Origin of the sequence: Mycobacterium asiaticum DSM 44297 (assembly GCF_000613245.1) — a bacterium.
Taxonomy (GTDB): Bacteria; Actinomycetota; Actinomycetes; order Mycobacteriales; family Mycobacteriaceae; genus Mycobacterium; species Mycobacterium asiaticum.
In genome coordinates, this window is the sequence record NZ_HG964936.1 from 948,748 (window position 1) to 969,546 (window position 20,799).

18 protein-coding genes are annotated in these 20,799 nt (G+C 69.0%); 11 read left to right on the forward strand and 7 right to left on the reverse strand.

Annotated features, from left to right (window positions below):
- Window positions 1-47 precede the first annotated feature (47 nt).
- From BN972_RS04540 to BN972_RS04550, 3 genes are all read left to right on the forward strand, one after another.
- Window positions 48-1,082, forward strand: coding sequence for a DUF3152 domain-containing protein (locus tag BN972_RS04540; protein ID WP_036353388.1), 1,035 nt, complete (start codon window positions 48-50; stop codon window positions 1,080-1,082).
- Window positions 1,083-1,277: 195 nt separating this feature from the next.
- Entirely contained in the window at window positions 1,278-2,447 is a 1,170-nt protein-coding gene (gene moeZ / locus BN972_RS04545) for an adenylyltransferase/sulfurtransferase MoeZ (RefSeq protein ID WP_036353390.1), read from the forward strand.
- 246 nt (window positions 2,448-2,693) lie between these two features.
- On the forward strand, window positions 2,694-3,548 hold the full coding sequence (locus BN972_RS04550; RefSeq protein ID WP_036353393.1) for a TIGR02569 family protein: 855 nt from the start codon (window positions 2,694-2,696) through the stop codon (window positions 3,546-3,548).
- Window positions 3,549-3,555: 7 nt separating this feature from the next.
- On the opposite strand, the gene BN972_RS04555 is transcribed toward BN972_RS04550, so the two are convergent.
- Both BN972_RS04555 and BN972_RS04560 read right to left on the reverse strand, forming a co-directional pair.
- Window positions 3,556-3,864: an MGMT family protein gene (locus BN972_RS04555; RefSeq protein WP_036353396.1), complete on the reverse strand. Its 309-nt coding sequence runs from the start codon at window positions 3,862-3,864 to the stop codon at window positions 3,556-3,558.
- Window positions 3,852-4,640 carry an alpha/beta fold hydrolase gene (locus BN972_RS04560; RefSeq protein WP_036353399.1) on the reverse strand — a complete coding sequence of 263 codons (789 nt, stop codon included), beginning with the start codon at window positions 4,638-4,640 and terminating at the stop codon, window positions 3,852-3,854. Before BN972_RS04560 ends, BN972_RS04555 begins: the two co-directional genes overlap by 13 nt.
- 64 nt (window positions 4,641-4,704) lie before the next feature.
- Here BN972_RS04560 and BN972_RS04565 point away from each other — a divergent pair, with 64 nt between their 5' ends.
- From BN972_RS04565 to nudC, 4 genes are read left to right on the forward strand one after another with little or no spacing between them, the layout of a single operon-like run.
- The gene (locus BN972_RS04565) at window positions 4,705-7,791 is read left to right on the forward strand and encodes an ATP-dependent helicase (protein WP_036353402.1); all 3,087 of its coding nucleotides are present in this window, start codon (window positions 4,705-4,707) and stop codon (window positions 7,789-7,791) included.
- Window positions 7,758-11,060, forward strand: coding sequence for an ATP-dependent helicase (locus BN972_RS04570; protein ID WP_390176199.1), 3,303 nt, complete (start codon window positions 7,758-7,760; stop codon window positions 11,058-11,060). Before BN972_RS04565 ends, BN972_RS04570 begins: the two co-directional genes overlap by 34 nt.
- 10 nt (window positions 11,061-11,070) lie before the next feature.
- Window positions 11,071-12,153 (forward strand): potassium channel family protein, encoded by a 1,083-nt coding sequence (locus tag BN972_RS04575; RefSeq protein ID WP_036353406.1) that lies wholly within the window; start codon window positions 11,071-11,073, stop codon window positions 12,151-12,153.
- Between the two features lie 3 nt (window positions 12,154-12,156).
- The gene (gene nudC / locus BN972_RS04580; protein ID WP_036353408.1) at window positions 12,157-13,077 is read left to right on the forward strand and encodes an NAD(+) diphosphatase; all 921 of its coding nucleotides are present in this window, start codon (window positions 12,157-12,159) and stop codon (window positions 13,075-13,077) included.
- On the opposite strand, the gene BN972_RS04585 is transcribed toward nudC, so the two are convergent.
- On the reverse strand, window positions 13,070-13,708 hold the full coding sequence (locus BN972_RS04585; protein WP_036353411.1) for a sensor domain-containing protein: 639 nt from the start codon (window positions 13,706-13,708) through the stop codon (window positions 13,070-13,072). The genes nudC and BN972_RS04585 overlap by 8 nt on opposite strands.
- A 62-nt stretch (window positions 13,709-13,770) precedes the next feature.
- Window positions 13,771-14,025 carry a mycoredoxin Mrx1 gene (gene mrx1, locus BN972_RS04590; protein ID WP_036353414.1) on the reverse strand — a complete coding sequence of 85 codons (255 nt, stop codon included), beginning with the start codon at window positions 14,023-14,025 and terminating at the stop codon, window positions 13,771-13,773.
- Between the two features lie 100 nt (window positions 14,026-14,125).
- On the opposite strand from mrx1, the gene BN972_RS04595 reads away from it, so the two are divergent.
- The 3 genes from BN972_RS04595 (at window position 14,126) to BN972_RS04600 (ending at window position 16,877) form a co-directional block, all read left to right on the forward strand.
- The gene (locus tag BN972_RS04595; RefSeq protein ID WP_167659566.1) at window positions 14,126-16,234 is read left to right on the forward strand and encodes an ATP-dependent DNA helicase UvrD2; all 2,109 of its coding nucleotides are present in this window, start codon (window positions 14,126-14,128) and stop codon (window positions 16,232-16,234) included.
- A 106-nt stretch (window positions 16,235-16,340) separates the two neighbouring features.
- Window positions 16,341-16,481, forward strand: a complete 141-nt coding sequence (locus tag BN972_RS29455; protein WP_155771591.1) for a hypothetical protein — start codon at window positions 16,341-16,343, stop codon at window positions 16,479-16,481.
- 132 nt (window positions 16,482-16,613) lie between these two features.
- Window positions 16,614-16,877: a WhiB family transcriptional regulator gene (locus BN972_RS04600; protein ID WP_036353417.1), complete on the forward strand. Its 264-nt coding sequence runs from the start codon at window positions 16,614-16,616 to the stop codon at window positions 16,875-16,877.
- Between the two features lie 76 nt (window positions 16,878-16,953).
- Here the strand turns inward: BN972_RS04600 and BN972_RS04605 are convergent, their stop codons facing one another.
- Window positions 16,954-18,297: a macrolide-binding ATPase MABP-1 gene (locus BN972_RS04605; protein WP_036353421.1), complete on the reverse strand. Its 1,344-nt coding sequence runs from the start codon at window positions 18,295-18,297 to the stop codon at window positions 16,954-16,956.
- Window positions 18,298-18,353: 56 nt separating this feature from the next.
- Between BN972_RS04605 and BN972_RS28710 the strand changes: the two genes are divergently transcribed.
- A complete protein-coding gene (locus tag BN972_RS28710; protein WP_155768120.1) occupies window positions 18,354-18,527 on the forward strand; it encodes a hypothetical protein in 174 nt (57 codons plus the stop codon).
- Window positions 18,528-18,532: 5 nt separating this feature from the next.
- On the opposite strand, the gene BN972_RS04610 is transcribed toward BN972_RS28710, so the two are convergent.
- Together BN972_RS04610 and BN972_RS04615 are read right to left on the reverse strand one after the other, a co-directional pair.
- Window positions 18,533-19,366 carry a TOMM precursor leader peptide-binding protein gene (locus tag BN972_RS04610; RefSeq protein ID WP_036353424.1) on the reverse strand — a complete coding sequence of 278 codons (834 nt, stop codon included), beginning with the start codon at window positions 19,364-19,366 and terminating at the stop codon, window positions 18,533-18,535.
- Window positions 19,367-19,404: 38 nt separating this feature from the next.
- Window positions 19,405-20,793, reverse strand: a complete 1,389-nt coding sequence (locus BN972_RS04615; protein WP_099050993.1) for a zinc-dependent metalloprotease — start codon at window positions 20,791-20,793, stop codon at window positions 19,405-19,407.
- Window positions 20,794-20,799 lie beyond the last annotated feature (6 nt).

A 20,799-nucleotide genomic window follows, 5' to 3' on the forward strand; every position in this document is an offset into this window, starting at 1 on the left:
GGCGCGCCAGGGCTGGCTGGCCGGAGTCGCTGTGCGATCCTGGAAAAATGACATTTCCGCGCCCTTCGCACGGCACCGGTCGGTCACCGGTGCTGCGTGACGACTGGCGGGAGCCGCTGCGGGCCCAGCGTGATCCGCTCGGGCAGAGCGCGGGGCGGGCGCGGGCCGATCGGGACCGGCCGCGCCAGTGGCGCAAGCAATCGTGGCTGGGACGCTTCGTGTCGACCTATGGCTGGCGGGCCTACGCGCTGCCACTGCTCACGGTGCTGACGTTGGTGGTGGCCTACCAGACGGTGACCGGGACCAGCACGCCCAAGCCGGCCGCGCACTCGATCCACAAGGACCCACCCACCATCGGGGCGGTGGGTACGTCGATCATCGACACCCCGCCCCGCGGCCTCGTCGCGTTCGACGCGAACCTGCCGGCCGGAACGCTGCCCGATGGCGGACCGTTCACCGAGGCCGGCGACAAGACCTACCGGGTGATTCCGGGTGGGACGCCGCAGATCGGTCAAGGCACCGGCAAGGTGTTCCGGTACACCATCGAGATCGAGAACGGCCTGGACCCGGTCAATTACGGCGGCGACAGCGCGTTCGCTCAGATGGTCGACCAGACGCTGGCCAATCCCAAGGGCTGGACCCACAACCCGCAGTTTGCCTTCATCCGGATCGACGCCACCACTGGTGCCAAGCCCGATTTCCGCCTATCCCTGGTGTCACCGGTGAGTGTGCGGGAGGGTTGCGGCTACGAATTCCGCCTCGAAACGTCCTGCTACAACCCGGCGTTCGGGGCGGACCGGCAGGCGCGGGTGTTCATCAACGAGGCGCGCTGGATCCGCGGCGCCGTCCCGTTCGAAGGCGACGTCGGCTCCTACCGTCAGTACGTGGTCAACCACGAGGTCGGCCACGCGATCGGGTATGTGCGCCATGAGCCCTGCGATCAGCAAGGCGGCTTGGCGCCGGTGATGATGCAGCAGACGTTCTCCACCGCCAACGATGACGGGGCCAAGTTCGACCCCGACCAGGTCAAGGCGGACGGCAAGACCTGCCGGTTCAACCCCTGGCCGTACCCGATCGCATAGGCCGAGCAGACGCGTCAGGGTCCCGCCGCCGGCCCGGTGTCCTCGAGCGTCACATTAGAGTGGCGCCCGACGCGCAGGGTTGGGCCAGCGTGACGTTCGGCGTTGCCTCGGGAAGCGTTTCGGAGTTGTTTGCCGTTGAATGACGCAACTGCTGTGATGGTAAGAGCAGATTATTGGAAGTCCAGGAGAAATTCGGTGACGAGAGCCCTGCCGCCGCTGGTCGAGCCCGCACCCGAGCTGAGCCGCGAAGAGGTGGCCCGCTACAGCCGCCACCTGATCATTCCGGACCTGGGTGTCGACGGGCAGAAGCGGCTCAAGAACGCGCGGGTGCTGGTGATCGGCGCCGGTGGACTGGGCGCGCCGACACTGTTGTACCTGGCAGCCGCGGGTGTCGGGACCATCGGGATCGTCGAATTCGACGTCGTCGACGAGTCCAACTTGCAGCGACAGATCATCCACGGTGTCGCCGACGTTGGGCGCCCGAAAGCCCAGTCGGCTCGCGATTCCATCGCGGCGATCAATCCGTTTGTCGACGTGCGACTGCACGAGTTCCGGCTGGACGCCGGCAATGCCGTCGAGCTGTTCGAGCAGTACGATCTGATCCTGGACGGCACCGACAACTTCGCCACCCGTTACCTGGTCAACGACGCGGCGGTGCTGGCGGGTAAGCCGTATGTCTGGGGATCGATCTTCCGCTTCGAGGGCCAGGTTTCGGTGTTCTGGGAGGACGCGCCCGACGGTCTGGGCCTCAATTACCGCGACCTGTATCCCGAGCCGCCGCCGCCCGGGTTGGTGCCGTCATGTGCCGAAGGCGGTGTGCTGGGCATCATCTGCGCTTCCATCGCATCGGTGATGGGCACCGAAGCCATCAAGCTGATCACTGGGCTCGGCGAGACGCTGCTGGGCAGATTGATGATCTATGACGCCCTCGAGATGAGCTACCGCACGATCCGCATCCGCAAGGACCCGACGACGCCCAAGATCACCGAGCTTGTCGACTACGAGGACTTTTGTGGTGTGGCGCCCGAGGAAGCGCCCGGCGATTCGGCCATCACCCCGCGGGAACTGCGCGACATGCTGGATTCCGGCGCTCGTCTGGCGCTGATCGACGTGCGTGAGCCGGCCGAATGGGACATCGTGCACATCGACGGTGCGCAGCTGATCCCGAAGGCGTTGATCACGTCCGGCGAGGCCCTGTCGCAATTGCCGCAGGACCGAAAAGCAGTGCTGTACTGCAAGAGTGGCGTGCGCTCGGCCGAGGCATTGGCCGCGGTCAAGCGGGCCGGCTTCTCCGATGCGGTGCATCTGCAGGGGGGAATAGCCGCCTGGGCCAAGCAAATTGAGCCCGACATGGCCATGTACTGAGCCGTTGGCTGCAGCAGTTTGGATCCAGCGCGGTGCACAACGCCTGCAATGACTCCCGACGGACGACTCCTCGCCGGCGGCCGAGCTGAAGCGGAACGACACGATCTCGACCGGCGCCGGATGCGCGCGGCACCGCTTCTCACGGCTCTGCGTCTCGGGCGCGGTCTGAGGAATCGGATCGCCATGGCCGCAACACCCGAGCGTCACAGCGCCGAAGCCCGCAAAGCCTCTACTAGGCTGGTCCTCGTGACTGTCGAGCCACCGCCCGAGCACGTGCTGGCGGCTTTCGGTTTGACAGGTGTGCAACCCGCCCCGCTCGGCGCTGCCTGGGAGGGCGGCTGGCGGTGCGGCGAAGTGGTGCTGTCGATGGTGGCCGACAACGCGCGGGCCACCTGGTCGGCCCGGGTGCGGGAAACGTTGTTCGTCGACGGCGTGCGCCTGGCCCGCCCGGTACGGTCGACCGACGGGCGGTATGTGGTGTCAGGCTGGCGAGCGGACACGTTCGTGGCGGGCGCGCCCGAACCCCGACACGATGAGGTGGTTTCGGCCGCGGTGCGACTGCACGAAGCCACCGGCAAGCTGGAGCGGCCACGTTTCCTGACGCAGGGACCCACCGCGCCCTGGGGTGATGTCGACGTCTTCATCGCGGCCGATCGTGCCGCCTGGGAGGAGCGGCCGTTGCAGTCGATCCCGCCGGGGGCGCGGACCGCGCCGGCCACCGCGGACGCCGAGCGTTCGGTCGAGTTGATCAATCAGCTTGCGACACTGCGCAAACCAACCCGTAGCCCGCATCAGTTGGTACACGGCGATCTCTACGGCACGGTGCTTTTCGCGGGCACGGCGCCGCCGGGCATCACCGACATCACGCCGTACTGGCGGCCCGCGTCCTGGGCCGCCGGGGTGGTCGTCGTCGATGCTCTGTCCTGGGGCGAGGCGGACGACGGTCTCATCGAGCGGTGGAACGCGTTACCCGAGTGGTCGCAAATGCTGTTGCGCGCGTTGATGTTTCGCTTGGCGGTACATGCGCTGCACCCGAGGTCCACGGCCGAGGCGTTTCCCGGTCTGGCCCGCACCGCGGCGCTGGTGCGGCTGATCCTTTAGTGGTCCTCTAGTCCTTGCGCCCGAACTCGTAGCGCACTTCACTCAGCGTGATTCTGCCGTCGTTGGCCAGCACTCCCTCCGCGCGCAGGAGTTCCAACTGTCGGGTCGTGAGGTGCCGGGCCGGTCGTCCCGATGCGGTGATGACCCGATGCCAGGGCAGGTCGGCGGAATCCGTGCGCATGATCCAGCCGACGATGCGTGGGCTGGAAAGTTCTGCGGCCGCGGCAATGTCACCGTACGTCGACACCTTGCCGGGCGGGATGGCCGCGACCAGCGAGCGCACCCGCTCGATCTGTTCGTCGGTCACCTGAGCCATTGGCATCGCTTACGAATCAGGGTGGCGACGTCGTCGGGCTTGGCGTGCGGCACCATGTGATCGCATTCGTAGTCGAGCAACTCGAAATCGTCACCGAGCCGATCGCGCAGTCCGGTGATCAGCCGCTCCCCGACGTAAGGCGGCGACGTCCACTTGGCCCGCACCAGCGTGGTCGGCGTCCCGGCGGGCGGCACCACGATGTCCCGGGCCAGCTCGCTCCAGTAAGACATCATCGCGGGCAGGCTGATGCGCCAACCGTATCGACCGTTGGGCAGCTCGATCAGATGTTCGTTCAGATCGGCGTCCAGGACAGCGGGGTCGACGTCCGCCCAGGAGCCGGCCGCCTTCTCCTGCCTGGCCTCGGCGCGGTCGGGATAATCCGGGTTGGCGAACATCGCCTCGGCGATCTGCGCCATCCAGCCCCCATCCAGCCCAATAGCGGGGTCCAGCAACAACAACGACGCCACCAGATCGGGGCGGGCCGCGGCCAGGTGCAGCCCGAGCGCGGCGCCGAAGGAGTGGCCGACCACGTGCACCGGTGCCTGCGCCTCGTCCTCGAGCAGTGCGCTCAGTGCCGCCACGTTCGCCTCAATGGTCCAGGGCGCGGACCACGTGGACCGCCCGTGCCCGATCAGATCGGGTGCCGCGATGGCGATTTCGGGCACGTAGTCGGCAAAGTGCTGCCAGCGCTGTCCGTGGCCGGTCAGCCCGTGCAGCGCCAGCACCTCCGGTGGGCTGCAGGGACCGAAGCGGTGCACGTGTAGGGCGGCTGTCACGCGTCGATCATGCCATTGCGCTGGTCAAAGCATCTTGTCAGAGGTGCGTGGTTGCATGCCCGGTATGTCGATGACCTGGGCCCCCGAGGCGGAGAATGTTCTGCAACCTGGTCTGGGTGGCGTGGTGCGTATCCTGGGCGGCCCGGGGACGGGCAAGAGCCACCTGCTCGTTGAGGCCGCGGTCGGTCGCATCGCCGCGGGCGCGGAGCCGGAATCGGTTCTGCTGCTGACGGGTTCGGGCCGCATCGGGATGCGGCAGCGTAGCGAATTGACCAAGGCATTACTGCGTTCCAGTGGCGGTCGGTCCGCGGTGCGCGAGCCGTTGGTGCGCACCCTGCACAGCTATGCCTATGCGGTGCTGCGGCGCTCGGCCGAACGCGCTGGTGACCCACCGCCACGGCTGCTCACCGGCGCCGAGCATGACGCGATCATCCGGGAACTGTTGGCCGGCGACCTGGTGGACGGACCGGCCGCCGGATCGTGCTGGCCGGCGCACCTGGTGCCCGCGCTGAGCACCGCGGGATTCGCCAACGAACTGCGAAACCTGTTGGCACGCTGCGCCGAGCGCGGGGTCGACCCCCAAGAGCTGGAGCGCTTGGGTCGCCGCTGTGACCGCCCGGAGTGGGCCGCGGCCGGACGATTCGCCCGACAATACGAGCAGGTGATGTTGCTGCGCGCGGCGGTCGGCACGGCGGCTCCGCAGGCGACCGCGCCGGCGTTGGCCGCCGCCGAACTGGTCGGGGCGGCGCTGGAGGCGCTGGCGGTCGATCCCGAACTGCTCGCCGCCGAACGGGCCCGGGTCCGGGTGCTCCTGGTCGACGACGCCCAACAGCTCGATCCGCAGGCGGCGCAACTGATCCGGGTGCTGGCATCGGGCGCGGACGTCGCTCTGATCGCCGGGGATCCTAATCAGGCGGTGTTCGGCTTCCGTGGTGGCGAGGCCGCCGGGTTGCTCGATGCGGAGGGACCTGCGGTGATCCTGACCGAGTCTCATCGCTGTGCGCCCGCCGTTGCCCGCGCCATCAGCGGCATCTCGAGTCGGTTGCCCGGGACCAGCGCCGGCCGGCGAATCGACGGCGCCGGTGCCGACGACGGGTCGGTGACGGTACGACTGGCCGCCTCCGCGCACGCCGAAGCGGCGCTGATCGCCGACACCTTGCGGCGCGCGCATTTGGTCGACGGGGTGCCGTGGTCACAGATGGCGGTGATCGTCAGGTCGGTGCCGCGCGCCGGCGCGCGGTTACCGCGTGCGCTGTCGGCCGCCGGTGTCCCGGTGGCGGCTCCGGCAATCGGCGGCTCGCTCGCCGACGAGCCGGCCGCGCGTGCGCTGCTCACCGTCCTGGCCGCGGCAGCCGATGGGCTCGACGGCGAGAAGGCGCTGGCGCTGGTCTCTGGTCCGATCGGTCGCGTCGATCCCGTGTCGCTCCGGCAACTTCACCGGACGCTGCGTCGCAAGGATTCAACCCTGGTCGAAACGTTGGTCGGTGACGAACCTTTGTCCGGCCCGCAGTCCGCCGCGCTGCGCCGGGTGCGGGCGGTACTGGCGGCGGCGCTCCGGTGCGACCGCGCTGGGCAGGATCCCCGTTACACCCTGTGGGCGGCGTGGCACCGGTCCGGCCTGCAGCGGCGCTGGCTGTCGGCCATTGAGCGGGCAGGCCAGGGGGCGGTTCAGGCCAGCCGGGATTTGGAGGTGGTGACCGCGCTGTTCGACATCACCGAGGACTACGTCTCCCGGACCGCCGGTGCGTCATTGCGCGGGCTGATCGAGCACGTCGCCGCCTTGCAGCTACCGCCGGCCAGTCGTGAGCCGGCCGCCGAAATCGAGCAGGTTCGGGTGCTCAGCCCGCACGCCGCGCTGGGCCAGGAATGGGATCTGGTGGTCATCGCCGGTCTGCAGGACGGCCTGTGGCCCAACACGATTCCCCGGGGCGGGGTCCTTGCCACCCAGCGTCTGATCGACGAACTGGACGGTGTAGCTCAGGATGCATCGGTGCGGGCGCCGTTGGTGGCCGAGGAACGTCGGCTGCTGGTCGCGGCGATGGGCAGGGCACGGCACCGATTGCTGGTGACGGCGGTAGACAGCGACTCGGGCGGCACTGGTCAGGACGCCGCACTGCCGTCGCCGTTTTTCTACGAGATCGCTCGCGTGGCTGGCCCGGAAGGTATTGTGGCGCCGCCGATCCCGGCCCCTCGGGTGTTGTCCACCGCTGCGGTGGTGGGCCGATTGCGTGCGGTGGTATGCGCGCCGGACGGCGCGGCGGATAACGCCGCCCGAGCATGTGCCGCAACGCAGTTGGCGCGACTGGCAGCGGCCGGCGTGCTGGGCGCCGATCCGACCGGGTGGCACGGCCTGGTCCCGGTGAGCAGCGACGCCGCGCTCTGCGGCCCCGACGATGCCGTCACATTGACTCCCTCGACCCTGCAGACCCTGACCGACTGCCCATTGCGCTGGCTGGCCGAACGGCACGGCGGAACCGACCCGCGGCCGCTGCGGTCCACCATCGGTTCGGTGCTGCATGCGCTGATCGCCGAGCCGGGCAAGACCGAATCGCAGCTGCTCGCCGAGCTCGACCGTGTGTGGCAGCTCCTGCCGTTCGACGCCGACTGGCATTCGGCCAACGAGCTAACCCGGCACCGAGCGATGCTCGGCGCTTTCCTCGAGTGGCGAGCACAGACGCGCGGTGAGTTGACCGAGGTGGGCGTCGAAGTCGACGTCAACGGGGTTCTTGAGACCCCGAGAGGGAGGGAAGTCCGGTTACGTGGCCGGATCGACCGGCTGGAACGCGACGGCGCCGGGCGGTTGGTGATCGTGGACGTCAAGACCGGTAAGACACCGGTCAGCAAGGACGACGCGCAGCAACACGCCCAGCTGGCGATGTACCAGTTGGCGATTGCCGAGGGCATGCTGCCTGCCGGCGACGAGCCCGGCGGCGCCCGCCTGGTTTATCCCGGCAAGACCGGAGCGGCGGGTGCCACCCAGCGCGAGCAGGATCCGTTGACGGCGCAGGCCCACGAACAGTGGCGCACCGTGGTACGGCAGGCGGCCGAGGCCACCGCCGGACCGCAGTTCGTCGCCCGGCGCAATGACGGCTGCTCGCACTGCCCGATTCGGCCCTCCTGTCCGGCTCACACCGAGGCGGCGGCGCGGTGAGCCCCAGCTACAGTCCGGCCGAACTGGCCGCCGCGCTGGGCGTGTTCCCGCCCACCGAAGAGCAGGCGGCGGTCATCGCGGCTCCGCCGGGTCCGCTGGTGGTGATCGCGGGCGCGGGAGCCGGAAAGACCGAGACAATGGCCGCGCGGGTGGTGTGGCTGATCGCGAACGGTTACGCCGAACCCAACCAGGTGCTCGGATTGACGTTCACGCGAAAGGCGGCCGGCCAGCTGCTGCGCCGCGTCCGCTCCCGGCTGGCCCGGCTGGCCGGCGCCGGTGTGGGCTCTCCGGCTGATGGTGAACCGGCCGGCACGCCGACCGTCAGCACTTACCACGCCTTCGCCGGTGCGCTGCTGCGCGAGTACGGGCTGCTACTGCCCGTGGAGCCGGATACCCGACTGCTCACCGAATCCGAGCTCTGGCAATTGGCATTCGACGTGGTCGCCGGCTACCGCGGCGAACTGCAGACCGAGAAGACGCCGGCGGCGGTCACCTCGCTGGTGTTGCGGTTGTGGGGCCAGCTGACCGAGCACCTCGTCGACACCGACCAACTCCGGCACACCCATCTCGAGCTGGAAAGGCTGGTGCACACCCTGCCCGCCGGACCGCACCAGCGCGAGCGTGGCCCTAATCAGTCGCTGCTGCGCATGCTGGCCACCCAGACCGAACGCAGCGAACTCGTGCCGCTGCTCGACGCCCTGCGCGACCGCATGCGCACCGACAAGGTGATGGACTTCGGGATGCAGATGGCGTCCGCGGCCCGGCTGGCCGCCACGTTCCCGCAGGTGGGTGAGGATCTGCGTAGCCGGTACCGGGTAGTGCTGCTCGACGAATATCAAGACACCGGGCATTCCCAGCGGGTCGCGTTGTCGTCCCTGTTCGGCGGCGGCCTGGACGACGGCATGGCGCTGACCGCGGTCGGCGACCCGATCCAGTCGATCTACGGCTGGCGGGGCGCCTCGGCGACAAACCTGCCGCGATTCACCACCGACTTCCCGCTGTCCGACGGCTCCCCGGCGCCGACCCTGGAGCTGCGGACGAGCTGGCGCAACCCGCCCCGCGCGCTGCACCTCGCGAACGCCATTTCCGCCGAGGCGCGGCGGCGCTCGGTCGCCGTGCGTCCGCTGCGACCGCGGCCCGATGCCCCGGCCGGGACGGTGCGCTGCGCGCTACTACCCGACATCCAGGCCGAGCGGGAGTGGATCGCCGACCACCTGCAGGAGCGCTACGCAGCCGCGCGCGCCGAAGGCGTCGCACCGCCGACGGCGGCGGTGCTGGTGCGCCGTAACGCCGATGCCGCGTTGATTGCGGATGTGTTGCGCGCGAGGGGAATTCCGGTAGAGGTCGTCGGTCTGGCCGGTTTGTTGTCGATCCCCGAGGTCGCCGACCTGGTGGCGATGCTGCGCCTGGTCGCCGAGCCGACGGGCGGCGCGGCCGCGATGCGGGTGCTCACCGGGCCGCGCTGGCGCCTCGGCGGCCGCGACATCGCCGCATTGTGGCGGCGCGCGCAAGAGTTGGGCGGCGCGACGCGGCCGACGGAACCGCCCACCGCCGCGGCGATCGCAATGATTGCCGGCGCCGACGCCGATACCGCTTGCCTGGCCGATGCCATCTCCGATCCCGGGGCGGCCGAGAGCTACTCGGCTGCTGGTTATGCCCGCGTCAATGCCCTCGCCGCAGAACTGGCCGCGCTGCGCGGTCACCTCGGCTACGCCCTGCCCGACCTGGTCGCCGAGGTGCGGCGGGTGCTCGGGTTGGACTGCGAGGTCCGCGCCACCGCCGCCGGCGCGTGGTCTGGCGCCGAGCACCTGGACGCTTTCGCCGACGAAGTCGCGGGGTACGCCGAACGGGCCGGGGCGGGGTCCAATCAAGCCACGGTCGCGGGGCTGCTTGCCTACCTCGACGTGGCTGCCGAAGTGGAGAACGGGTTGGCGCCCGGCCAGCCGGGCATCACCCGTGACCGCGTGCAGGTGCTCACCGTGCACTCCGCCAAGGGACTTGAATGGCAGGTCGTCGCGGTTGCGCACCTGTCCGGCGGCACATTCCCGTCGACCGCGTCCCGAAGCAGCTGGCTCACCGACCCCGGTGAGCTGCCGCCGCTGCTGCGCGGTGACCGCGCTGGGGCCGGAGCGCTTGGCGTCCCGGTGCTGGACGCCTCCGCCGTAACAAACCGAAAACAGTTGTCGGAGAAGATCTCCCGACATCGCGCCGAACTCGACCAGCGCCGTGTCGACGAGGAACGCAGGCTGCTGTATGTGGCGGTGACGCGGACCGAGGACACGCTGCTGGTCTCCGGGCACCACTGGGCGGCCACCGGCATCAAACCGCGCGGTCCATCGGAATTCCTGTGCGAGCTCAAGGACATCATCGACCGTTCCGCCGAGGCGGGGGAGCCCTGCGGCAACGTCGAGCAGTGGGCGCCGCCACCCGCCGAAGGAGAGCGAAACCCGTTGCGCGACAACGTTGTCGAAGCGATCTGGCCCGCCGATCCGTTGTCCGCCCGCCGTGGTGACGTCGAGCGCGGGGCCATGCTGGTCAGTCGGGCGACATCGGCGGTCACCGAGGCGGACACCGGCCAGCCCGATGTGGAGGGCTGGATCGCTGACGTGGATGCGTTGCTGGCCGAGCGCTCCCGCACGACGCATCCGCCGCGGCGCACGCTGCCCAGCCAGCTGTCCGTCAGCGGCCTGGTCGAGCTGGCTCGCGACCCCGAGGCCGCGGCGCAGCGGCTGATCCATCGGCTGCCCACGCGTCCGGACCCGCACGCGGTGTTGGGCAACGCTTTCCACGCCTGGGTGCAGCAGTTCTACGGGGCCGAGTTGTTGTTCGACATCGGCGATCTGCCGGGTGCCGCCGACTCCGAGGTCGGCGACTCGGCGGAGCTGTCCGCGTTGCAGGACAAGTTCACCGGCTCGCCGTGGGCCGCCCGCACCCCGATCGCGGTGGAGGTGCCCTTCGAGATGCCGATCGGTGACACCGTGGTGCGGGGGCGAATCGACGCGGTCTTCGCCGATGCCGACGGCGGCATCACTGTGGTGGATTGGAAAACGGGTGAGCCGCCGCGTGGCCAGCAAGCCCGGCGGCAGGCGGCGATTCAGCTGTCGGTGTATCGACTGGCCTGGGCGGCGCTGCACGGTTGCCCGGAATCGATGGTGCGCACCGCCTTTTACTACGTGCGCAGCGGCATCACGATCACCCCCGACGAGCTGGCCGGAGCCGGCGAGCTGGCCGCGCTGCTGCAAGACTCCGGTCGCCCCTGCACGGCCTAACCGTGGTTACATGAACTCCGTGGCGAAGGGTAGCTGGCGGCGACTGCGGCGGCTCGATGAGAGATTGACGGTCCAGCCCAGCTACGCGCTGGTCGGCGTGTTGCGCATTCCGCAGGGTCAATCCAGCCCCGCCCGCATCATCGCGCGCCGGATCACCATCGCCTTGGCAGCGTTGTTCATCGCCGCCGTTGCTGTCTACGTCGACCGAGATGGCTACCGGGACTCGCAAGGCGACCGCCTGAGCTTTCTGGACTGCCTGTATTACTCGGCGGTGACGCTGTCGACGACCGGTTACGGCGACATCACACCCATCTCGGAATTCGCGCGGGCAACCAATGTCCTGATCATCACGCCGCTCCGCATCGCATTCCTGATCTTGTTGGTCGGTACGACGCTCGAGGTGGTCACCGAAACGTCCCGACAGGCACTGAAGATCCAGCGTTGGAGGAGCAGAGTGCGTAACCACACCGTCGTTATCGGCTATGGGACCAAAGGCAAGACGGCGATCGCCGCCATGCTCAGCGACGAGATGACCCCGGGCGAGATCGTGGTCGTCGACACCGACCGGTCGGCGCTGGACCGCGCTGCCTCTGCCGGTCTGGTCACTGTAAGCGGCGATGCCACGAAATCCGATGTGTTGCGGTTGGCCGGGGCCCAGCACGCGGCGTCGATCATCGTCGCCGCCAGCCGCGATGACACCGCGGTGCTGGTCACGTTGACCGCGCGGGAGATCTCGCCCAAAGCCAAGATCGTCGCGTCGATCCGCGAAGCCGAGAACCAGCATCTCCTGCAGCAGTCCGGCGCCGACTCGGTCGTCGTGTCCTCAGAGACCGCCGGCCGGCTGCTCGGCCTGGCCACCACCACGCCGAGCGTCGTGCAGATGATCGAAGACCTGCTGACACCCGACGAGGGCCTGGCCATCGCCGAACGGGAGGTCGAACAGTCAGAGGTCGGCGGCTCCCCGCGCCATCTCAAGGACATCGTGCTGGGGGTGGTGCGCGACGGTCGGCTGCTGCGCATCGGCGCGCCCGAGGTGGACGCCATCGAGGCCAGCGATCGGCTGCTGTACGTCCGTCAGGGCCAGGAACGATAGGACGTGGACTTTCGCCTGCGTGACATCCCGCTGCTGTCGCGCGTCGGCGCCGACCGCGCCGACCAACTGCGCACCGACGTCGACGCCGCCGCGGCGGGTTGGGCCGAGGCCGCGCTGCTCCGGGTCGACTCCCGCAACCAAGTGCTGGCGGCGAACGGCAAAGTGGTGCTCGGCCCGGCCGCGGCCCTGGGCGACAAACCGCCGCCCGAGGCGGTGTTCCTGGGCCGCATCCAGGACGGCCGGCACGTCTGGGCGGTCCGAAGCGCGCTGCAGCCGCCCGAGGACGGTGCCGAACAGGTCGAGGTACTGGACCTGCGCCGGCTCGGGCGCATCATCGACGACACCAGCAGCCAATTAGTGTCGTCCGCGCTGGCGCTGCTGAATTGGCACGACAGCGCCCGGTTCAGTTCGGTGGACGGTACCCCGACCAAGCCGGCCCGGGCCGGATGGTCACGCGTCAATCCACTTACCGGGCACGAGGAGTTCCCACGGGTCGACCCCGCGGTGATCTGCCTGGTGCACGACGGCGCCGACCGTGCGGTGCTGGCCCGGCAGGCAACCTGGCCGCCACGAATGTTCTCGCTGCTGGCCGGTTTCGTCGAAGCCGGCGAGTCGTTCGAAGTCTGCGTGGCCAGGGAGATCCGCGAGGAAATCGGGCTCACTGTCCGCGACGTGCGCTACCTGGGTAGCCAGCCCTGGCCGTTCCCGCGCTCGTTGATGGTTGGGTTCCATGCCGTGGCCGATCCGGACGAGGAGTTCTCGTTCAACGACGGTGAGATTGCCGAGGCGGCCTGGTTCAGCCGCGACGAGGTGCGCGAGGCTTTGGACGCCGGCGACTGGTCTAGCAGGTCGGACTCCAAACTTCTTCTGCCCGGGTCGATTTCGATCGCCCGGGTGATCATCGAGTCCTGGGCCGCTATTTGATCCGGTCGGTGATGTCGTCGAGAATCGTGGCGGCGATCCGCTCGGCCGGCTCGATGCCCAGCACACCGACCGACATCAGTACCGTGTTCTTCACGCGGTACTGATGGCTCCAGCCGTTATCCGTGATGCGCAGCGTGCCCGGGCTGGGTTTGTCCAGCTTGAAGTCGTACTTCGGGTCGTGCAGCGCGATGCAGGCGTTGAGCGACGCTTCCAGCTGGTCAAGTGCGCTGCGCGCGGCGTGCGTGTCGGGGTAGATCGCCACGGCCTGACTGACCGAGTCCACCAAGGCGAGCCCGCCCGGGTCGATGTCGTCGGTCACCCCGCTGTAGCCGGCGCTGCGGAACTCGGTCCATCCGCTGGCGAAGGTGAGGTCACTGGTGCCGGCCGCGCGGCACGGTCCGGGCGCATTCACGTCGCCCGAGGGCGGATGCCGCAGGTCGGCGTGCGCGTGTGCGGTCAGCTCCTCGTAGTTGGCGATGCGCCGCACCTCTTCGACGCTGACAATCAGCGCATCGGCGCTGGGTGGACTGCTGGGCGTCGCGGCCGGCGCGTTGTGGTGCGAGCAGCCGGTCAACGCCAGCAGGACGCCAGAGACGATCAGAACCGCTCGCCGAGCCAGCGCCGATGCCATGGAGCTAATCGTAAAGGCGACCAGGGCAGGCGCCGTGCACGCATATCGGCCGCGAGTCGGCCTTAGCCGGCAACCTGGGCCAGCTTGGCCTTGACCTCATTCGCGCTGGGGTTGGTCAATGTCGACCCATCGGCGAACTTGACGGTCGGCACGGTGCGGTTGCCGCCGTTTACGGAGCTGACAAACTCCGCAGCTGCCGGATCCTGCTCGATGTCGACCTCGTCGTACGAAATGCCCTGAGCCTTGAGTGCGGTCTTGAGCCGGAAGCAGTAGCCACACCAGGTCGTCGAGTAAAGGGTCAGCGCAGCGTTGGTCATGACCCCTTAACGTAGCCGGGCGATGAACAATTCCGAGCACGACCCCGACGGCCGGCGCGACACGCCAGGTTTGTCGGCCCGGACTGTAAAGATGGACGCCATGCCGGTGGTGGCCGACCCTTTGATCGCGGGGCTGGACGACGAGCAGCGTGAGGCCGTGCTCGCCCCGCGCGGTCCGGTCTGCGTGCTGGCCGGCGCCGGCACCGGGAAGACCCGCACCATCACCCATCGCATCGCGCAGCTGGTGGCCGGCGGCCACGTCGCGGCCGGACAGGTGCTGGCCGTCACCTTCACGCAGCGCGCGGCGGGGGAGATGCGGTCGCGGTTGCGGTCGCTCGACGCGACGGCGCAGCTCGGTTCGGGCGTCGGGGCGGTGCAGGCGCTCACCTTCCACGCCGCCGCGCACCGTCAGCTGCGGTACTTCTGGCCGCGGGTGGTCGGCAACACCCGCTGGGAATTGATGGACACCAAGTTCGCCGTCGTCGCGCGCGCGGCCGGCCGCTGCCGGCTCAATGTCAGCACCGACGACGTACGGGACCTCGCCGGCGAGATCGAATGGGCCAAGGCGTCTCTGATCGTCCCGGAGGACTACGCGCGCGCGGTGGCCGCCGCCGGCCGCGACACTCCGATGGACGCCGAGAAGGTGGTGGCGGTCTACACCGCGTACGAGGCCTTGAAGGTTCGCGACGAGTCCGTCACGCTGCTGGATTTCGACGACCTGCTGCTGCACACCGCCGCCGCTATCGAGAATGACGCTGCGGTGGCCGCGGAGTTCCGCGACCGCTACCGCTGCTTCGTCGTCGACGAGTACCAGGACGTGACGCCGTTGCAGCAGCGGGTGCTGACGGCCTGGCTCGGTGACCGCGACGACCTGACCGTCGTCGGGGACGCCAACCAGACCATCTACTCGTTCACCGGAGCCTCGCCACGCTTCCTGCTGGACTTCTCGCGGCGCTTCCCGGACGCGACGGTGGTGCGGCTGGAACGCGACTACCGGTCCACCCCGCAGGTGGTGTCGCTGGCCAACCAGGTGATCGCCACCGCCCGGGGCCGCGTCGCGGGCAGCAAGCTGCAGCTGATCGGTCAGCGCGAAGCGGGCCCGGCGCCGTCGTTCCGCGAGCATCCCGACGAGGCCACCGAGGCCGCCTCCGTCGCCGCCGAGATTGCCGCGCTCATCGAATCCGGCACCGCGCCAGCCGAAATCGCGATCCTGTACCGGGTCAACGCCCAGTCCGAGGTCTATGAGGAGGCGCTGACCGAGGCCGGCATTGCCTACCAGGTCCGCGGCGGCGAGGGGTTCTTCAACCGCCAGGAGATCAAGCAGGCGCTGTTAGCTCTGCGCCGCGCCGCCGAGCGCGGCGCCGAGGGCGACCAGCCGGACCTGCCGCAGCTGGTGCGCGGGTTGCTGGAGCCGCTCGGGCTGACCGCCGAGCCGCCGGTCGGGACCCGGGCGCGTGACCGGTGGGAGGCGCTGGGCGCGCTTGCCGAACTGGTCGACGACGAGGTGGCGGAGCGTCCGCGGCTGGACCTGCCCGGCCTGGTGGCCGAGTTGCGGGTGCGGGCCGACGCGCGACACCCACCGGTGGTCCAGGGCGTCACCCTGGCCTCCCTGCACGCGGCCAAGGGTCTGGAATGGGATGCGGTGTTCCTGGTCGGCCTGGCCGACGGCACGCTGCCCATCTCGCACGCCCTCGCGCACGGCCCTGACAGCGAAGCCGTCGAGGAAGAGCGTCGGCTGCTGTACGTCGGAATCACCAGGGCCCGCACGCATCTGGCGCTCAGCTGGGCGCTGGCGCGGTCGGCGGGCGGCCGGCAGAGCCGCAAGCCGTCGCGCTTCCTCAACGGCATCGCCCCCCAGACTCGGGTCGAGGCGGCACCGCCGAAGTCGCGGCGCAACCGCGGTCCCGCGCGCTGCCGGGTCTGCAATAAGGACCTGACCACGCCGGCGGCGATCATGCTGCGGCGCTGCGAATCCTGTTCCGGCGACGTCGACGAGGACCTGCTGCTTCAGCTCAAAGACTGGCGGCGCGACGCCGCCAAGGAACAGGATGTCCCGGCCTACATCGTCTTCAGCGACAACACGTTGATCGCGATCGCCGAGCTGCGTCCCACCGACGAGGCTGCCCTGATCGCCATCCCCGGCATTGGTGCCCGCAAGCTCGAACAGTACGGACCGGACGTCCTGGAGCTGGTTCGCCGAGCCCGCTAATCGCCTATTTCCGCAGGTCAGAAAATCGGTTGTCAGGCTGCGGTGGTATTCTCTACTCTCGATGCACGTTGGCCTCTGTCGAGACCCGGAAGGAGGGTGGCCCGCAATGATCACTATGGACATCACCGTGTTCGGCGTATCGGCGGCTACCCGCCTGCCCAACGCGCATGCCGCCGCACCGGCGGCCGCGGGTAAGCACCGTGTCGCCGCCGCGGCTGAAGCGTCCGTGAATCGGGGCTCAACGTAGAGACCCTCTAGTTTTCGCCAAATGGCCACGGACCCGAAGTCACCGGATCCGTGGCCGATTTCTTTTGGGAGACAACCTCCCTGGTCCGGGTCACGAAGACAACCAACCGACCAGGAAGCAGGTGAACAGGACATGTCGGCTCTGACAGTCCCCAGACGGACGCAGCCGGTCCTGCCATGTCATGCCGGCGATCCCGACCTGTGGTTCGCCGAAACCCCGGCCGACCTCGAGCGCGCCAAGACGCTGTGTGCCAGCTGCCCGATCCGGCGCCAGTGCCTGGCGGCCGCGTTGGAAAGGGCTGAGCCATGGGGAGTTTGGGGCGGCGAGATCTTCGAACGGGGATCGGTCGTCAGCCGCAAGCGTCCACGCGGGCGTCCTCGCAAGGAGGCCGCCTAGGCGAGCAGTAGCAAAAGCACCCGACACGCCGAGCGTGCGGGTGCTTTTGCGTCTGCTCGCGGGACCCGCCCGGCCGCTAGGCCAGTGCCACGTCGGGTTCGTTGAAGCCAGGGATCAGCTCCTCGGTCAGCGCCTTGATGGGCACATGCGCATCGAGCTGACACAGGATTGCCGCTACCGAGGCGATCACCCGCATCGGGATGGCGAGCTTGGGCGGTAGGTCCATCTGCCGCGCCGTCTTGATCTGCGCAACCGAGCGGTCGAACTGGCTGACCGTCATCCGCTGCAACCACTTGCGGGTGTAGTGGAACACCTCGACCTCGATCGGTTCGACGTACTGCCGCAGCATTTCGTCGATTTCGCGGACCGACACCTGCTGCCCGCGCTGGATGAAGCCCACCTTCTCCATCGTCGGCAGCAGCAGGTCATAGTTCTTGTCACGGGCCAGGCGAATCGTCATGCCCAACTCGACGGGGTAGCCGCCGGGCAGGGGAGCCACAGCGCCGAAATCGATGACGCCCATTCGCCCGTCGGGCAGCAGCATGAAGTTGCCCGGGTGCGCGTCGCCGTGCAACATTTCCAGGCGCCGCGGCGCGTCGAAGGTGAGCTCGAGCAGCCGAACCCCGATCAGGTCGCGCTGTTCGGGGGTGCCGTTCCGGATGATCTCCGCCATGTGGATGCCGTCGATCCATTCCTGGATGACGACCTTGGGTGCGCTGGCCACCACGTGCGGAATAGTGAAGTGCGGGTGACCCTCGTACGCCTTGGCGAATTTGCGCTGGTTGTCTGCCTCCAGTCGGTAGTCGAGCTCCATCTCGGTGCGTTGGATCAGTTCGTCGACCACACCCTGCACATCCGCACCCGGCGAGAGCTGCTTGAACACCCCGACCATCCGTTGCATTGTCTTGAGGTCGGCCCGCAGCGCCTCGTCGGCGCCCGGGTACTGGATCTTCACCGCGACCTCGCGCCCGTCGGACCACACCGCCTTATGCACCTGGCCGATGCTGGCCGACGCGACAGGGGTGTCGTCGAAGGAACTGAAGCGCTCTCGCCACTTGGTGCCCAGCTGCGCGTCGAGCACCCGATGCACCTTGGCGGCCGGCAGTGGCGGGGCGTCCTTCTGCAGCTTGGTCAGCGCCTCCCGGTAGGGCTCGCCGAACTGCTCGGGGATGGCGGCTTCCATCACCGACAACGCCTGACCGACCTTCATGGCGCCGCCCTTGAGCTCACCGAGCACGGTGAAAAGCTGATTGGCCGCCTTCTCCATGAGTTCGGCGTTGACCTCGTCTTTGGACTTGCCGGTCAGCCGCTTACCGAAGCCCAGGGCAGCCCGGCCGGCCATGCCCACCGGCAGGCTGGCCAGCTTTGCATTGCGGGCCGCGCGGCCGCGCTTGATCTCTGACACATACCCATCATCCACGACGGCCAGCGCATCAAGTGCACCGATTATTCATCTGCGTGAGAGATGGTGAGCACATGGGAGCCAAACAGACACAACACGACGCCGCGGACGCCCTCTATCGGGCGATCATCGAGACGCTGGACCGGCACCGCAACGAACGCACGCTGGACGAACATGTCCTGGACGCGCTCGGCCGGGCGTATGCGTCGATCTCGTCGAACGTCCCGGAGCAGGGCCGGCTCGGGTAACTGCGTCAGCAATCGCACAGCGGGTGTCTGGTCCACGGCCGCGCGACAATCGAGCTGGCGTGGAGATCGAACTCCAGCGTGGCGTTGAGCGCCGAGGGTGGGTCCGGATCCGCCAGCCGGCCGCGGACCGCGGCGACCACCCGGTGCACCTGGCTGAGCGCCAGCGCCGCGGTGGCCAGCAGCGTCGCGCGATCGGCGACCCCAACGGTGTCCCGTAGCTGCGCGGCGATGGCCGGCCACGCGGCGTCCCGGTCCCGGCGGTGCAGGTCGGCGCAACCCAGGCAACTGGTGACGCCGGGTATCACCAGCGGCCCGACCAGGCCGGTGCCGTCGCGCACCCGGACCGGTAGGTGCGGCACACCCGCGGTGTGCAAGTCACGCACGATGCGCGGATCGGCCACCAGGAAGTCGGCCAACACCACCAGATCCACCGCGGCGGCGGTGACCGTCGCATGCGATTGGCTGCTGTGCCCCGTCCGCACGCCCGATCCGCGCAGTGCCTGCACCAGCAAGTCGGACAGCGGGCCACGGCCGTGCACCCGGATGGACGCCGCCCGCCCGGTGGACGTGCCGTCGCCGCGGGTGGCCACCCCGGCGTTGACCAACTGGGTCACCAGTTCGGTCAGGTCCTTGCCGGCTTGCCGTTGCAGTTCACCGATCGAGGTCGGTGACCGCATGGATCGCAGCACCGCGGCCAGTCGCGCCGCCGTCAGGTCGCCTGGCGGACGGACCAGCACTGCGCGACGGGGATCCCAGCCCACCTGAACCACGCCGTCGGGACGCAGCAGCACCGGCATCGCCGGGTTCAGCGCATATAGGCAAGTGGCGGCCCGGACCATGACGTGTCAGGGTGCCACCCCGGCGGCCCCAGCCGAAGTCAGTTATCCCCAGGCTCGGGGTCCTGGGAGTCCCGCCCGAGTTCGGCTTCCAAATCGGAGAGGGCCTCATCGATCCCGCTGGTGTCGCCGCCGATGACCCGGTCGATGAATGCGGCAGGGTCGTCCAGATCGTCCGCCCCCGGCAGCAGGTCGGGGTGTTGCCAGACCGCGTCGCGGGCATCCATGCCGGCGGCTTCGGTGAGGCGCACCCACAGCGCACCGGCTTCGCGGAGCTTGCGGGGCCGCAGCTCCAGCCCGACCAGCGTTGCGAAGGTCTGCTCCGCCGGGCCGCCGCTGGCCCGGCGCCGGCGCAGCGTTTCGCTCAGCGCGGCTTCACCCGGAAGCCGTTCACCCAGCGCGTCCGTCACGACTGTCTGCACCCAGCCCTCGATCAGCGCGAGCAAGGTCTCGAGCCGTTCTAAGGCCTGGGTCTGGGCGGGCGTCGCCTTCGGCTCGAATACGCCCTGGCTCAGCAGTTGCTCCATCGCCGCGGGATCGGCCAGCGACGCCGGGTTGAAGTCGCGGGCCAACTCCTCGATCCCGGACATGTCGATCTTGATGCCCATCGCGTACGCCTCGACCGCTCCCAGCAGCTGACTCGACAGCCACGGAACATGGCTGAACAAGCGATGATGCGCTGCTTCGCGCGCGGCCAGGAATGTGATGATCTCGCTGCGCGGCTGCTCGAGGCCGGCGGCAAAAGACTCCACCGCATCCGGGAGTATCGCGGCCACTCCCTTGGGCCCGAGCGGCAGGCCAACCTCCGTCGACGTCAGCACCTCGCGGGACAGCCGGCCCAGAGCCTGTCCCAGCTGCGACCCGAACGCCACCCCACCCATCTGCGACATCATCTGCAGCAGCGGGCCGGCCATGTTCTTGGCTTCCTCCGGCAGCGACTGCACCCACACCGCCGAAATCTGCTGGGCCATCGGGTCACACAGCCGCTTCCAGGTCTGCAGCGTGTTGTCCACCCAGTCAGACGGGCTCCAGCCCACCGCTCTGGTGGTCCCCGCGGGCAGCGCCGTCGCGCCGTTCAGCCAGGTCTCCGCCAGATGCACGGCATCGGAGATGGCCGAGTTGGTGGCCGCCGGGATGGGCGCGACGAAGCCGATCGAGCTCGTCGCGACCTGGCGGGCCAGGTCGTAGTTGACCGGGCCCGAGTCTTTGCCGGAGGTCATGGCGCTCCCGACCCCGCCGAACATCTCACCCAGGCGGGTGAACAGCTGGCCGAGGTTGGCCATGTCGAACTCGCCGCCCAGGGGGAACGAACCGAACGGGTTGGCGCCCGCTCCGGAGTCGGGATCGTCCTTCCCGCGCTTGTCGCGCTCAGGGTCGTCGCCCGCGGAGAAGCCGAAAGGCAGGTCAGCCATAGGCTCAACGGTACCCACCGCAGA

Coding starts and splice junctions, on each gene's coding strand:
- BN972_RS04540 (WP_036353388.1), top strand. CDS start 48: ATGACATTTCCGCGCCCTTCGCACGGCACCGGTCGGTCACCGGTGCTG.
- BN972_RS04555 (WP_036353396.1), bottom strand. CDS start 3,864: ATGGCTCAGGTGACCGACGAACAGATCGAGCGGGTGCGCTCGCTGGTC.
- BN972_RS04565 (WP_036353402.1), top strand. CDS start 4,705: ATGTCGATGACCTGGGCCCCCGAGGCGGAGAATGTTCTGCAACCTGGT.
- BN972_RS04575 (WP_036353406.1), top strand. CDS start 11,071: ATGAACTCCGTGGCGAAGGGTAGCTGGCGGCGACTGCGGCGGCTCGAT.
- BN972_RS04585 (WP_036353411.1), bottom strand. CDS start 13,708: ATGGCATCGGCGCTGGCTCGGCGAGCGGTTCTGATCGTCTCTGGCGTC.
- mrx1 (WP_036353414.1), bottom strand. CDS start 14,025: ATGACCAACGCTGCGCTGACCCTTTACTCGACGACCTGGTGTGGCTAC.
- BN972_RS04595 (WP_167659566.1), top strand. CDS start 14,126: ATGCCGGTGGTGGCCGACCCTTTGATCGCGGGGCTGGACGACGAGCAG.
- BN972_RS29455 (WP_155771591.1), top strand. CDS start 16,341: ATGATCACTATGGACATCACCGTGTTCGGCGTATCGGCGGCTACCCGC.
- BN972_RS04600 (WP_036353417.1), top strand. CDS start 16,614: ATGTCGGCTCTGACAGTCCCCAGACGGACGCAGCCGGTCCTGCCATGT.
- BN972_RS28710 (WP_155768120.1), top strand. CDS start 18,354: ATGGGAGCCAAACAGACACAACACGACGCCGCGGACGCCCTCTATCGG.
- BN972_RS04610 (WP_036353424.1), bottom strand. CDS start 19,366: ATGGTCCGGGCCGCCACTTGCCTATATGCGCTGAACCCGGCGATGCCG.